The organism is Celerinatantimonas marina, from assembly GCF_046054165.1.
Taxonomy (GTDB): domain Bacteria; phylum Pseudomonadota; class Gammaproteobacteria; order Enterobacterales; family Celerinatantimonadaceae; genus Celerinatantimonas.
Map to the genome: position 1 here is coordinate 80,673 of NZ_JBFNXK010000001.1, position 13,806 is coordinate 94,478.

Consider the following 13,806-nt stretch of genomic DNA (forward strand, 5'->3'; position numbering starts at 1 on the left):
GATTTAAGCCTGTTTATTCAGGCTTTTTTTTGACCCGAATCACATGGTTATCTTCACTGACAATCATCAAATCAGTCCCCTGAATAGCCGTTTTAATCGCCTGTCGAATCGACATAGAACCGACCACCGGATTGGGTTTCACACTCCCCGTTTGCGAAAGATCGGTTTCAATAAAGCAACCAGTCGCATGGCTTACCTGCTGAGCGACCTCATCAAAACGATCAAAATGAATGTCGTAATGCGCCATTGTGTCACAACTTTTAGTAAGTGTTTGTTGCGCCGGAGGATTAGACGAACATCCCACAAGAGCAACTGGGATCAGTGCAATAAGAGCATATAATTTCAAGGTATTCTCCTCATGAATGAAACAACCAATGACCGTTGTCCCCAAAAACCATAAATAATAAGCGATGATACTCAAGCAAGTCCCATCAGCCTCGTGATATCACACCGCTTATCCGTTCATTAAAACACATGTTGAAGGGTTCGGATGAAACGTACTTTAAATAAATGATCCCTGATACTGATAATCCACAAGTTGCTCCGGCGTATAATGGAGCGTCGCAGCCTGTTGAAATGCCTGCAGAAGATAATCCACGGTTACTTTCACCCGGGGTGCCACGAGTGCCCGGTGAGGATACTGAATCACCAGTTCATAGTGCCCCGGATTATGTTGGCTCAATAGGACAACTTTTAGAATTCCTTGTTGCAGGTATGGTATCGCATGATGGATCCCCACCTGAGCAATTCCAAGCCCGGCACAAGCCGCCTGAACTAATGCTTCCGGAGCAGACAACGTGACAACCGCCGGTTGCGGATCAACCGATGACAAGCTTCCGTCTTCACTTTTAAATTCCCAAGGATTGACCCGCCCGCCAAGAAAACGTCTGGCAATCAGCCGATGATGACTCAGATCACTCGGATGTTGAGGGACTCCATTCAAAGATAGGTACTCCGCTGAAGCAACTAAGACCATATTCAAGTGACAAATCGGCCGAGTAATAAGCGAAGAGTCCACAATTCTCCCGCCACGAATAGCAATATCGTAACCATCCTGCACCAAATCGATTACCCGGTCATCAAAATCAGCTTCCACAGCAAGACTCGGATAACGTTCAATCAATCCGGGAAGTGCCGGAAGTAAATAGTCTCGACCAAAAGCAGCACTGGTTGAAATTCGAACCACACCACTGGTTTCTACTTTTCGGGCGACAATACTATCCACGGCCGTTTCTAATGCACTCAGCGCAATTTTAGCCTGAGCCAAAAAAACGCTCCCTTCCTCAGTCAAATTGATCTTTCGGGTAGTTCGATTCATTAACCGAACCCCAAGCACCTGTTCCAGACCCGCAACATTTTTACTAACTGCCGCCGTACTGACCCCCAAGCGTCGCGCCGCTTGTGAAAAATTGCCTGCCTCTGCCGCCTCAACAAATGACAAAACGGCACGAACATGCTGTGAGATATCCATGAACTCTCCAGAGTCGATAAAATCATGCACTTATCTCTTTCAAGATAAAGCCAATTTATAAACATGCTTATTGATGATGACATACGCCAGAGGCAAGCCTCTAGCACCATAATTAACTTTTAGTTGATAAATGTTCAACCACAGATCCACTTAAAGTTACAAATAAATCGATTCATACTATGGAGATGGGTCACAGAGTGGCTCCGATAAACAGCACCATGATGAGGAAATGGCGATGGCAGATGATAAACCCGCTTATATTATTTTTGATGTGAACGTTGAAAATCCCGAAGGGATGATCCCATATCAACAGCAAGTTGCAGCCACAATCCAAGCATTCAAAGGCCGCAAAGTTGTTCTGGGGGCGCCGGTGGAAACACTCGAAGGTCAACCTTCACAAGGAAACCTCGTCATATTGCAATTCGATAGTTTAACGCAGGCCAAAGCTTGGCATGCATCGCCCGAATATCAGGCCATTCTTCCTTATCGGCAAGCCTCAGCAAAAACGAACGCCTGGCTTGTCGAAGGCTTCATTGAACCTATCCAGTAAGTTATATTCATTTTTAAATTCAGGAAACTCTATGAAAACATTAGTTATAGTCTCTCATCCTTATCCAGACCAATCACATGTCATCAAATCCTTAGAATCAGTTGCCGTAGCTGCCGAAAATGTCACCGTTCGCAATCTGGATACCCTCTACGGCACGGATATAAACCACTTTGATATTGCAGCAGAACAGGCTGCTTGCGAAGACGTGGATCGTATTGTCTTTATGTTCCCAATCCACTGGTTTAACCTGACTCCTATGCTGAAAGCATATTTGAATGAAGTCTGGACCTATGGATGGGCTTTTGGACCAGAAGGAAATGCACTAAGAGATAAAGAGTGTTTAGTGGTCGTTTCAGCCGGAGCCAGCCAAAGCACTTACTCACATTCAGGTCTCATTCAGAGCACAATGGATGAAGTGTTAACCCCAATGAAAGCCAGTGCCTTATATATCGGCATGAAATACCTTCAACCGTTAGTATTTCTCGATGCAATGGGTGTTTCTGAAGAACGAATCGCGGATCTGAAAGCACAATTAGCACAGCGTCTGTCTGCTTAACTAGGCGATATTAATCATTGATTAAGCCGGGTTAAATCTATACCCGGCTTTTGGATCATCGAGGCTCGCCCGCACATCTTCGACATGAGGTCATGCAGGAAATAACCTTATTAAGGCTGCACAGTGATGATCGCCCGCCGATATGAATATAATTCTGGCTGCCCATTATCATGAACTTCTAGAATCACATGAAAAGGGGTCGGCTTAACAACTTTTGGGGCAATAAAGTGTGCAACCATCTTGGTCTCATCAATTAATTTAAGCGTTGGTGCGAAATGAATTTCCAATGCCTGAGCCGTGGGCTCTGCATATTGCCACCAACGATAAGTTAGTTTATCCCGATCAGGATCCATCGTTCCCTGAGCTGATAACGTCACCTCATCACCTGATGATACGGTCATGTTGACAGGTTTTAGCCCCTCATGACCATTTAACTTCACAATGGGATTATGGTTGGCCTCCGCAAAATTATTTTTCAGCGTCCACTGAATTCTTCCGGCAAAATCATTTTGAAATTGATGACGAAAGCGCCAGATAGTTGCAGGAGCGGTCCGATACATTTTCCCATCGATGCCCTTCACACTATCCGAGGTGCTCACTCTTAAACCGGTTTCGTCATCTGGGGCGATAGCCGCGTAACGCCCGCCCCATCCACCAAATTCGGGATGCTCCGGATCATTTAACCCATTGTGCAAAAGATAAAGGAATGATGGGGAATCGCCTTCCATGATGTACATGATATCCGGATACTTTTGCCCCAGTACGCCCAGTTGAATATACTGATGAACCCAGTTGTTGTTGACCTGACTCATATCCCCTCCGGCAACCATGGGTGAGGATATTCCAACCCAAGTTGAAAGCCAGTAATCATTATAAGCATGGAGACTACTGATCCAGCGCATGGTCGGGAAATTACGTCGGATCCAAGCCCCAGTATTATCCTGATCAGAAATCGAATACACACGGATCTTATGAATGAAGGCTTCTATTTGCTCCACCGTTCTCGTATGTTGGATATCCCATAAGGCTTGGGCCAAATCCACAGACCCACCCCAAACGGTAATCCACAACGGCCGCGCATCAACTTTATCTATAGCCGCAATAATACTTTGTGATGCTTGGGTGGTTTTGCCTTTCCCAACATAATTCATCCCATACCCCGGTTGACCGCTCATGATCTTACGATCTAATGAGGCTGGTGTTGGAAATCCATCCGCATGTTTCATTAAGTTAGAATAAACCTTCGCGTACGCCGCAACTCGCTCATGGAGCATTTCTGGATGAACGGCATCTCTTTGCCAAGTCGATGTTGTAGCAATTATTTTTTCTATATCAAATTCATTACTGTAGGTTAGGAATCGCACAAATGATTCTGAATCATCTGGCTCATTTCCAATATCCGTTAAAATAAGGATCCGCGTTTTATCCGTATGTTCGGGTGTAGATGCCCAATTAGGAAAACTGATCCCTGCCAGTAATACTGTCACCACCAGCCATAACAACCTTTTCTGCTTCATCGCGTATCATCCTTTAAGAGAAGTCCCAATGACGAATTCAAGACATAAAAAAACCTGAAAGGAATAAAGACCATGATCATCTTTATGCCTTTCAGGTTTTGCCTTGAAGTTACAATCCTGAACCATCAAATTTACACGGGTGACCATACCTGAAGCCTGACGACACCACTGTGAGTTTTGTCATAAATTCCAATGGTGTGGTTTGTTCAAAATGCGTTTAACTTGAACAAAACGCAATCATGAAAGGTCAGCAATCCTTAGCGTCTGGGCCGACGTCCGCCACTTTTTAAACAAGCATCCATTGTTTGAAACGAAGTATAGTGCTTTGTTTTAGCGTAATAAGTACTTCCTCTGGCATGACAAATTCCACTTTTACTTTTTTTCACAGGAGGTTCATCTGCAAAAGCTCCGATGGAGAAAATCCCCAAGATTAAAAAACAAATCCCCCGCCATTGTTTTTTGTTGTTAAACATTGTCATTAAATTTCCTTCACAAACCACTGTGCATACAGTTTGATCGATGCGATACCTAAGCCGATTTGATACTTCCATGCATCATTAAGAGTAGCTCACCCACCTTTTACAAAAAACAAATCATTGATAAAACTCATTGGACAAGCCCCCTCTCTTGATTGACCCGATACAACCATCATCCCTGCTATCACTCATTTCATCGGGTGGGTGGCCTATTATTAGCCTTTTATTATCAGTTAGGAAACTTGAGCTGTGCCCGAATACGACTTAATGCGACCGGTGTAATCCCAATATAGGATGCGATTTGCTGCTTCGGTAATGTATTTTTAAGTTCGGGGAAATCATTGCAGAAATCCAAATAGCGGCGTGTAGCGGAATGCGTGACCATCGCGCATTCTTTTAATTCTTTAAACAGAAAAATTGTTTCCAGAAATTTAGCATATGCCTTCACGAAGGCTAAATCCTGACTCATTTGCTCATAAAATACGTTCCAGGAAAATGAAATCCCGAGACAATCATCAAGGGCTTGGATGCTAAATGGACTGGGCTGATTTATGGTCATAGCTCGTGTTGAACCAATCAGCCTGGGCGCCTTGGCGATCGCATGCGTATATTCTTTCCCCGACTCCGCCACACTATAATAACGCACCAGCCCCTTGCCTAAAAAATACATGCGCTGAGGTATATCCCCTTGATTAAAAAAACATTCACCTTTTTTCAAGGTATGCATTTGAAAATCAATGGTCAGTAAACTCCAATCGATCCCGGTTTGATATTGTTCAAAAAAAGCCGCCAATAATTCCCTAAAGTGTTTTTTATCCATGCCGTTTCTGTTTAAACCATTTAAACTGACCATCAATCATGACCAAGGCAATGATCACCATCACCGTCCCTATGATAAAGCCCTTTGATAAAAGCCCGAGTGAAGCCTGACTAAAATAAGCAACACATGCGACCCAAATGGGAATCGTATAACTAAAGGCTAAAAGCCGCGATGCCCCGCCATTTCGAACCACGATCTGTTGCAATACAAAGGTTAATAATGTGGTAAATGTAGCTAAATAAATGATTCCATACCAGAATGTGGCAATATGCCACTGCAAGTTTTGCGGCTCTCCCCACAGAAAGACCAATGGCAGCAACCATAATGTTCCAAAAAAAGTGATGCGATAGGCCCCCTCAAATGGCGAGACATTCGTATTCCACAATTGCACGGCAACCACATGAAAAGCCAACAAACAACACGCAACGAGGTAGATCGTATCTCCCACATGCCATATAAAGAGACCTTCTCTTGAGAACAGCAGCACAGTGATCGCGCCACTGGCTCCCAATACATATCCCAACCATTGCGATCTGCGAGTTTTTATGCCAAAACAACCCGCCAACAGCGCAGCAATCAACGGGAGAAGGGAATACAACACGGATGTATTTAATGATGTGGTCGTTTTAAGCGCGGCAAATAAGCCAATAAAAAAACTAACTAATGCCCCACTAATCAAAAGTTGTTGTAGCAATATTTTAGGCGATAACAAGAGCATGACGAGTGAACCCGAATGTTCTTTGCGGGTATACCAATAAATAGGGGTCATCATGATAAGCGCCAACAAAAAACGAAGTCCAGTAGCCGCTAACGGTGAACCATAAGCGGTCACATAGCCCGAGACAATAAACGATGAGGCCATAAGCCAGGCCCATAACAAAGCCGGAACGATAGAATTCATACTCTGATTCCTCACTCAATAAAAATACTGTGACATGTTGTGAATAGGTAAATGAACGCGATAAACCTTGAGCGCTGTATAACTTTCATGCTTGGATCTTGTATTAAACATATTTTGGACAAAACGAGGCCTGTGACGCTTAATGAAGAAAGCGTCCAGAGCACAACAAAGTTCAAAATTGGTTTAAATGACCCTTTCGGGCAGCCACCCACCGTCTTAGTTAACTCAGCCCCTGATGGCTACAAGCATCATCGTGAAAGATCCACAGACCTTAAGTTAGTTTTGGCAAAATAGTGCGCTCAAAAATAAAGTCACAGACTTCTCGATCCACGCTGAGCGCAAATTGATCGGTTAACAGCTCAAACAAGACGGCTCCCGACGGGATCAGTTGCGTCACCTCACCATTGGCAGTTCGATGAGTAAATTCTTGATTAACTATAGCTTTGACTTCATTTTTGTTTTTCTGACTCACGACCATGTTTTTGGTAAATACAGCATTAGGATGTTTGTGCGAATAAAAATGTGCCATTTCACAATCAGCCTCCGTGTAATGGGCTAAATCAAACCGATATAAAATAAAGGGCTGACCGTGATCATATCGCACCAGATCATATTCACCATTTTCCAAAACATGGATCTGGTAATGATCCAAACCTGAGAGTTGCGGCTGAGGGTGATTCAAGGCAATCGGTGTGATTGGGCAGTTTGCTCCAAACCCGACATCCACTAAATAAGACTTTCCATCAATTTCTACCAGTGTGATGCGATGGGTTCGGGGAACAGGCCGCACAAAATTATTGAGTACTTTCCCTACCACCAAACGCACCGAATATCCCAGAGAGTTCAACAGTTCATAGGCTAGCTTGTTGTGTTCAAAACAATATCCACCGGATTTGCGCCGCACCACTTTGCTCAGCAGCGTATCCATATCCAGAGAGATATCTTCTTTGAGCAAGACCGATAGATTATTAAAAGTAAATAACTCCATATGCCGTGCAATATAACGACTTAAAAAATCGAAATCCGGTTGTGTCGGTGCTTCGAGCCCAAGCTCATTTAAATAAGCATCAAAAATCACACTATCATTCCTTCTGGTTAGATGGCACGGCTAAATTCGTCGCGGGTTTTGCGCACTTTTATCGGTTGTGGCACATCCTCGGGGCGATAGCCAACGGCGCAGATCGCACAGGCACTTAAATTGTGCTCGGTAAGCCCTAAGGTCCGATCAAATGCGGCTCGGTCAAACCCACTCATCGGGCAAGCATCAATCCCCAACATAGCTGCTTCAACCATAACGGAGCCCAGCGCAATATACGCCTGCATATCGGCCCACGCCTGTTTCTCGACATCGGATTTCAAGCTCATCGCTGTTTTGATGTGGGCTGCGTATCCATTTAAACTTCCAACTGGGGTATTCGTTTGTTGATGATAACGCTGGAAATATTGATCGATGGTATCATCCGATACGGATGTTTCGCTGGCAAACACCAACAACTGTGAACATTCTTGAAGTTGAGTTTGTCCATAAGCATTTTCACTTAATTTTGCACGCATGCTTTCATCTTCAACAACCCAGACCTGAAAAGGCTGTAAGCCATATGCTGATGCAGACAAACGCGCAGCATCAATGAGTTGCTCGATCATGCCATCATCCACTTTTTTATCAGAAAAATGCTTCAGAGCGTACCGCCATTGTAATGCAGGTATAATACTCATCGATGTTCCCTTATCTTTCTATTTAAGATTTAGAGCGAGTATAGCGATACTTTTTTGGGGAATAATTAACTTAAGTTAATTTCGAAAAAAAAGAAGCAATCGCCAGCAGTGAAACGATATCCCTCATTTATGCGCCTATTCTCTATTCTTGCAGGCAGCCAAAAAGGCGATGAATTCAGACCCCATTTAGCCCGCTATTTTGCGTAATAACATGACTAACGTTTCAATTTCATCTGCGGTTAACTCACTGAGCGCTTCTTCTCGAACTTGTCGTTCAATACATTTGGCTTGCTCTATTTGCTCCCGGCCTTCGTTCGTCAACCTCAGCAGGTAACGTCGGCTATTATCTGGATCTTCCGTTCGTACTAATAGTGAACGTTTTTCCATACGAGATAGCATTTCTGCCATCGTAGATGAATCGATAGCCGTGATCTTACTTAGTTTGGATTGACTGAGTTTGGGGAGCTCATTAATCGCAAGCAATGAGGCAAACTGAGGGGGAGATAACATCGGGATTTTTTGCTGCCAAGTTTTAGTGTAGGTTTGTAATGCTCTACGTAATAGATGCAGCGGCGATTGATCAATATCCGCTACAGAGGTCCATTCCACTGCCGTTTTCTTCATAATATGGCCAGATCCCTAGTCAAGATAATGTATCTCCACATACCACGGATAACACCATTCATGGTATGACCATAAATCATTTTATCATGTGCAGTATCAATCACCATCCTCTTGCGATTGCCTTGTTTCGAACCAAGTAGGATTCCATTTCAAACTATTTTTTAATCTATGATGCGTTACCGGTGTGTCCGTAAATTTACATATTTATAGTGCAATTCACTTGTCCGTATACGTACACAGTTATAGACTGTATTGTCAACAATAAGTGTCATCTCTGAACTATCCCATCTGATTCAAAGACATCGACTCTGTTGCTGTAATCAACCTATTCGGCCTAAGTAACACGACTGAAATGGCCCTATAAAAATGAATGGTTTCAGCACTTGAGCTATGAAATGCCCATCGCGATGGATAACCGCCGTATGACTATTGTTGGTAAGCAGCTCATAAAACTGCTCTTGTGTATTTTGGGTATCTCATTGAAGGAAACGTCATGTTCTGTCTTGCAATCAAGTTTTCTACCCGAACATTCTCATCTTCTTCAAATATGAAAGATTGATATTTCGACCCAAGCCGGATGGCAATTCATACCCTGCCATTACAGGGTGATCCATTCAATGCCCGTGGCCGAACAATCCTGCCCCACTATGACTCAATTTTTGATGTTTAAATGAAGGAAATACATGTGAAACGAATTAAAGACTTACGCGAGTATATTGATGAACTTGATCAATTAGGCGATATAAAAAATGTAACCCGAGAAGTTGATCCCTATCTAGAAATGGCAGCCGTGACCCGCCGAGGTTACGATCTCCATGCCCCAGCCCCACTCTTTAACAATATTCGAGGCGCAGCAAAAGGCATGCGCGCATTTGGAGCGCCTGCAGCTGTAAGCTCAATGGCCAGCCAACCTGCTGCCCGTGTCGCTTTATCAGTTGGTTTGCCGGCATCGGCTTCTTGGTTGGATATCGTTGAATGTCTAACCCGATCGATTAAGGCCGAACCTATTGCCCCTCGTATTGTCGAAACCGCCCCTTGTAAACAACATATACTTCATGGTGATGAAGCGAGCCTCGACCTATTCCCTATCCCTTATTTACATGATGGGGATGGTGGCCCGTACTGTAATACTTGGGGAACCATCGTGGCCAGAACCCCAGATGGTAAATGGACCAACTGGTCTATTGCCCGCATCCAAAAACTGGATGCTCATCGTATGACTGGATTATTTATGCTCCCACAACATATTGCGATGGTCTGGGAAGAATGGCGAAAAATTGGCAAACCGATGCCTTTTGCGCTGGTACAAGGGTGTGAACCAGCATTACCGATTGTCTCTTCTATGCCTCTTGGGGATTACGTAAATGAAGGCGATTATCTAGGTGGGCATTTTGGCGAACCAATTGAAGTCGTTCGTTGTGAAACGATTGATCTGGAAGTCCCCGCTAGCGCTGAGATCGTGATTGAAGGCCATGTATCACTTGATCGGGATGCAGAAGAAGGTCCTTTTGGGGAATATCCGGGCTACGTTGTCACCGATACCAGCATGCAACCCGTTTATCATATTGAATGTATCAGTTACCGGGACGGTGCGATCTGGCCATTTATTCCAGAAGGCCGACCGATTGATGAATACCACACTGCGGTTGGTGTTGCTATGAGTGCACAAACGCTCTCTTTACTAAGAGATGCTGAATTGCCCATTACAACCGTTTGGTCTCCCCTAGAAACTGCCAATCACTGGGTATTTGTGACCGTTCCGGCCAACTGGCGCGAACAGCTTCCCGGAGTCAATAGCGAAGCGTTCTGCAAAAAAATCGCTGAAACAATTTGGAATACTAAATTCGGTTCAATCTGTCCCATTATCTATGTGTTAGATGACGATATCGACCCTAGTAATCCACATGACTATCTGTGGGCGGTTGCGACTCGTTGCCATCCAACAAAACGGCATGTCATTGATTATGGTCCAATATTACCTCTTTTAGCTTGCTATACCGATGAAGAACGCCATGCCCATACCGGTGAACGTATCGTACATGATTGTTTACAACTCGCTCCGGAAGCTGGTCGGCAGCCACATAGTTCATTCCGTGGGGCGTATCCAAAAGAGATCCAAGACCGTGTTCTAAAATATTGGGATCAATAGCCTTATCATTACCGGGGGTTACATGACGTTCTCGTGTATTCCCCCGGTAATTACCAAGTAAAACACCACTTCTATTCATTTAATAAAACTGCGAGCATCTCCCTAACTCGCAGTATCATCTATGATCATCCCATATTAACTTCATACAGCTCCCAATGAGCGAGTATCTTTCCATAAAATTATGTTATAACAGATATAACCTCTTGTAAGCCTCACCTTATTCATTCCTCAAAAACCCTGTTTTTCTACGCCAATCAAGTGGGTGTCTTAATACGTACGCGTGTTTACAACCCTTAGTTTATGTTATAGCATAAATTTATAATCCATTTTTATGTTATAGCATATTATAGATTTTCTATGCATATTGACCAACAGATAAGTCATAACCTCCGTCGGATCAGAAAAGCAAAAGGGCTTACCCTAGAAAAAACTTCGGAGTTAACCGGGGTGAGTAAAGCAATGCTAAGCCAAATTGAACGAGGTGTTTCCAGCCCCACCGTTGCAAGACTTTGGCAAATTGCGAACGGATTAGATGTTTCGTTCTCTAGCTTTATCAGTAATGAATCGTCACCCGTTGAGAATTTAAACAATGCGACAGTCAGCGCTATTCATTCCTTAGAAAATTGGGTCAATGATGATTTATATGTCAACGTTATCTTTCCATTTGAAGCTTCCGTTGGATTTGAGGTCTATGAACTGGGTTTGAAAGAAAACTATGAACATAAATCTGATCCACATAACATCGGTGTCATTGAACATGTCATCTGCATCTCAGGGAAAATGGCCGTTTACTGCGATGGAACTTGGCACGTATTGGGCAATGGACAAGCAATTCGCTTCAGCGGCGCTCAAACTCATTCATATAAAAATATTGGAAACGGACACGCTGTATTCCACGACATTATTTATTACCCACAAAATCACAATTAGGAATTGAGCCGATGCATGCCATCACCACAAAGTTATTTTGGGAAGATCCCTATCAAACCACACTCGACTCGTATGTGATCAGCCTCGAGCACAACACTATCGAGTTATCTGAGACGATCTTTTATGCCGAATCGGGCGGACAAGAAAGTGATGCAGGAACAATCAATGGCGTGGAAGTCGTCACAGCGAACAAAAAAGGCAACCGTATCTATTATACGCTTGCAACGCCCCCACCCTTTACCGTTGGAAGCTTGGTCACAACAAAGATCAATTGGCCCAGAAGATATTCGCTCATGAAGCTACATTTTGCCGCCGAACTAATACTCGAATCATTTTATAAAAAATATACGATTGAGAAAATTGGAGCTCATATTTCTGAAGAGAAAAGCCGAATCGACTTCTTATTTGATGGGAATATCACACCACTACTTAATGATATCCAAACGAGTGTTCAAGCACTTATTAATGCCGATCTTCCGATTAATAGTGATTTTTCAGATATTGCAGCAGAGCAACGCTACTGGAAAATTAATCAATTTGCTCAAGTTCCATGTGGCGGTACGCATTTACGGCGAACATCCGAAATAGGCACAATTCAGCTAAAACGGAAAAACATCGGGAAAGGGAAAGAAAGAGTAGAAATTACCATTGAATAAACGAATGAACAGCACTAACAGCCACCCTCCGGGCCTATTCAAGAGCCATCGGGGCTCTCACTGCATAACCACAAGTCATCCTGTGAGAGCCTGTATTCTTTAGTACTTAGTCATGAATTTTCACACCTAAACAACCCCGAACGAATTCCGGATTGAAGTGTTTCACCGCAGGGCCAACATAACCTAAATCAAGAGCACTAATTTTATCCATCTCTTCATCAGTCAGCGTGAAGTCCCAGATATCAAAGTTTTCTTCAATACGGTTCTGATGGGTTGATTTAGGAATGACGGTCACACCACGTTGTACATTCCAACGCAAAATAACCTGTGCGACCGATTTACCATGAGCACTCGCAATCCCCTGCAACATTTCATCTTCAAAGGGTTGATAACGACCGCCCCCCAGTGGAGCCCAGGCTTCAGGCTGAACATGGTAGTGTTTCATCGTTTCAACAGCATCTGGCTGAGCAAAATAAGGATGCAGTTCAACCTGATTCACCATCGGTGCAATTTTTACTGTTTCACAAAAGTTCGTTAACACATGAGCATAGAAGTTGGAAACACCAATCGCTTTCAGTTTGCCTTCTTGGTATGCATCTTCCATCGCGCGCCAAGCACTAAAATAGTCTCTCATAGCCTGATGCAATAAATAGAGGTCCAAATATTCAAGGCCCATTTTGTTTAAGGAAGCATCGATAGCAGCCTTAGCTGTATCGTAGTTTTCCATATCCTGTACCCATAATTTTGAGGTAATGAACAACTCTTCACGAGTACACACCCCCTCGGCAATCACTTCACGAACAGCATCACCAACAGCATCTTCATTACCATAAACGGCTGCTGTATCAATTAAACGGTAACCAGCGCGGATAGCATTGATCACAGACTGTTTGCATTCTTCTTTATCGGTTACCTGAAAAACGCCAAAGCCGCCCATCGGCATCTTAAGACCATTACTTAATTCAGTATATTCCACGGTAGGGTATCTCCATGATGATGTTGAATGAAATACGATGAAACGCTCTGCGCTCTCAATATCACTGCGATAAAAGTAAGGACAACAATTGAACCTAACGAGACAACACAGCGTTTCATACGTATATTCTTAGGCTCTAGACTACCCCAATTGAGATCAAACTTTTATCTCTTTTATTCCAACAAACTCATGAAATTTCCTCATCAATGCCATCAGACTTAATCATTTTTATCAAAAAATTCCAAACCAACCCTCGATTCAAAAGAGAGCAGCTAATAGGACAGCCACAATAACAGAACATTAAATCTCACACGGCTGATGCACATCCCATTTCAATGAATTAGATGATGACAATCTTGTTGGAGCTCTCAGAATAGATATTTAAGCTCATATCTGAGGAGAGTTGGAGTAAATCAGTATACTGAGGGTCGTCGAGGTCGCTCTGTTTGGGAGTAATCAGAACT

Annotated in this window: 15 protein-coding genes; 5 read left to right on the forward strand and 10 right to left on the reverse strand. The window is 43.5% G+C overall.

Annotation, left to right across the window (positions count from 1 at the left end; all coding sequences use genetic code 11):
- Positions 1-13: 13 nt before the first annotated feature.
- Together ABUE20_RS00345 and ABUE20_RS00350 are read right to left on the reverse strand one after the other, a co-directional pair.
- A complete protein-coding gene (locus ABUE20_RS00345) occupies positions 14-346 on the reverse strand; it encodes an STN domain-containing protein (RefSeq protein WP_408617806.1) in 333 nt (110 codons plus the stop codon).
- Between the two features lie 156 nt (positions 347-502).
- Positions 503-1,471 (reverse strand): LysR family transcriptional regulator, encoded by a 969-nt coding sequence (locus ABUE20_RS00350; RefSeq protein ID WP_408617807.1) that lies wholly within the window; start codon positions 1,469-1,471, stop codon positions 503-505.
- Between the two features lie 235 nt (positions 1,472-1,706).
- Here ABUE20_RS00350 and ABUE20_RS00355 point away from each other — a divergent pair, with 235 nt between their 5' ends.
- Both ABUE20_RS00355 and ABUE20_RS00360 read left to right on the forward strand, forming a co-directional pair.
- Positions 1,707-2,021 carry a DUF1330 domain-containing protein gene (locus ABUE20_RS00355; protein WP_408617808.1) on the forward strand — a complete coding sequence of 105 codons (315 nt, stop codon included), beginning with the start codon at positions 1,707-1,709 and terminating at the stop codon, positions 2,019-2,021.
- Between the two features lie 31 nt (positions 2,022-2,052).
- Complete coding sequence (locus ABUE20_RS00360) at positions 2,053-2,577, forward strand: NAD(P)H-dependent oxidoreductase (RefSeq protein WP_408617809.1); 525 nt, start codon at positions 2,053-2,055, stop codon at positions 2,575-2,577.
- Between the two features lie 110 nt (positions 2,578-2,687).
- Here ABUE20_RS00360 and ABUE20_RS00365 read toward each other — a convergent pair whose 3' ends face one another.
- The 7 genes from ABUE20_RS00365 to ABUE20_RS00395 all read right to left on the reverse strand — a co-directional run bounded on the left by ABUE20_RS00365 (position 2,688) and on the right by ABUE20_RS00395 (position 8,631).
- A complete protein-coding gene (locus ABUE20_RS00365) occupies positions 2,688-4,094 on the reverse strand; it encodes a DUF1593 domain-containing protein (protein ID WP_408617810.1) in 1,407 nt (468 codons plus the stop codon).
- Between the two features lie 257 nt (positions 4,095-4,351).
- Positions 4,352-4,573: a hypothetical protein gene (locus ABUE20_RS00370; protein ID WP_408617811.1), complete on the reverse strand. Its 222-nt coding sequence runs from the start codon at positions 4,571-4,573 to the stop codon at positions 4,352-4,354.
- A 226-nt stretch (positions 4,574-4,799) separates the two neighbouring features.
- On the reverse strand, positions 4,800-5,390 hold the full coding sequence (locus ABUE20_RS00375; RefSeq protein WP_408617812.1) for a Crp/Fnr family transcriptional regulator: 591 nt from the start codon (positions 5,388-5,390) through the stop codon (positions 4,800-4,802).
- The gene (locus ABUE20_RS00380; RefSeq protein ID WP_408617813.1) at positions 5,383-6,291 is read right to left on the reverse strand and encodes a DMT family transporter; all 909 of its coding nucleotides are present in this window, start codon (positions 6,289-6,291) and stop codon (positions 5,383-5,385) included. Before ABUE20_RS00380 ends, ABUE20_RS00375 begins: the two co-directional genes overlap by 8 nt.
- Positions 6,292-6,562: 271 nt before the next feature.
- Positions 6,563-7,369, reverse strand: a complete 807-nt coding sequence (locus ABUE20_RS00385; protein WP_408617814.1) for an arylamine N-acetyltransferase family protein — start codon at positions 7,367-7,369, stop codon at positions 6,563-6,565.
- A gap of 17 nt (positions 7,370-7,386) precedes the next feature.
- Positions 7,387-8,007: a nitroreductase family protein gene (locus tag ABUE20_RS00390; protein ID WP_408617815.1), complete on the reverse strand. Its 621-nt coding sequence runs from the start codon at positions 8,005-8,007 to the stop codon at positions 7,387-7,389.
- Between the two features lie 186 nt (positions 8,008-8,193).
- Positions 8,194-8,631, reverse strand: a complete 438-nt coding sequence (locus tag ABUE20_RS00395; protein WP_408617816.1) for a MarR family winged helix-turn-helix transcriptional regulator — start codon at positions 8,629-8,631, stop codon at positions 8,194-8,196.
- A gap of 685 nt (positions 8,632-9,316) precedes the next feature.
- Between ABUE20_RS00395 and ABUE20_RS00400 the strand changes: the two genes are divergently transcribed.
- From ABUE20_RS00400 to ABUE20_RS00410, 3 genes are all read left to right on the forward strand, one after another.
- Positions 9,317-10,780, forward strand: coding sequence for a UbiD family decarboxylase (locus tag ABUE20_RS00400; RefSeq protein ID WP_408617817.1), 1,464 nt, complete (start codon positions 9,317-9,319; stop codon positions 10,778-10,780).
- 357 nt (positions 10,781-11,137) lie between these two features.
- Complete coding sequence (locus tag ABUE20_RS00405; protein ID WP_408617818.1) at positions 11,138-11,710, forward strand: helix-turn-helix domain-containing protein; 573 nt, start codon at positions 11,138-11,140, stop codon at positions 11,708-11,710.
- Positions 11,711-11,730: 20 nt separating this feature from the next.
- Positions 11,731-12,366, forward strand: a complete 636-nt coding sequence (locus tag ABUE20_RS00410) for an alanyl-tRNA editing protein (RefSeq protein WP_408618220.1) — start codon at positions 11,731-11,733, stop codon at positions 12,364-12,366.
- A 106-nt stretch (positions 12,367-12,472) separates the two neighbouring features.
- Here ABUE20_RS00410 and ABUE20_RS00415 read toward each other — a convergent pair whose 3' ends face one another.
- Positions 12,473-13,342: an aldo/keto reductase gene (locus tag ABUE20_RS00415; protein WP_408617819.1), complete on the reverse strand. Its 870-nt coding sequence runs from the start codon at positions 13,340-13,342 to the stop codon at positions 12,473-12,475.
- Positions 13,343-13,806: the final 464 nt, after the last annotated feature.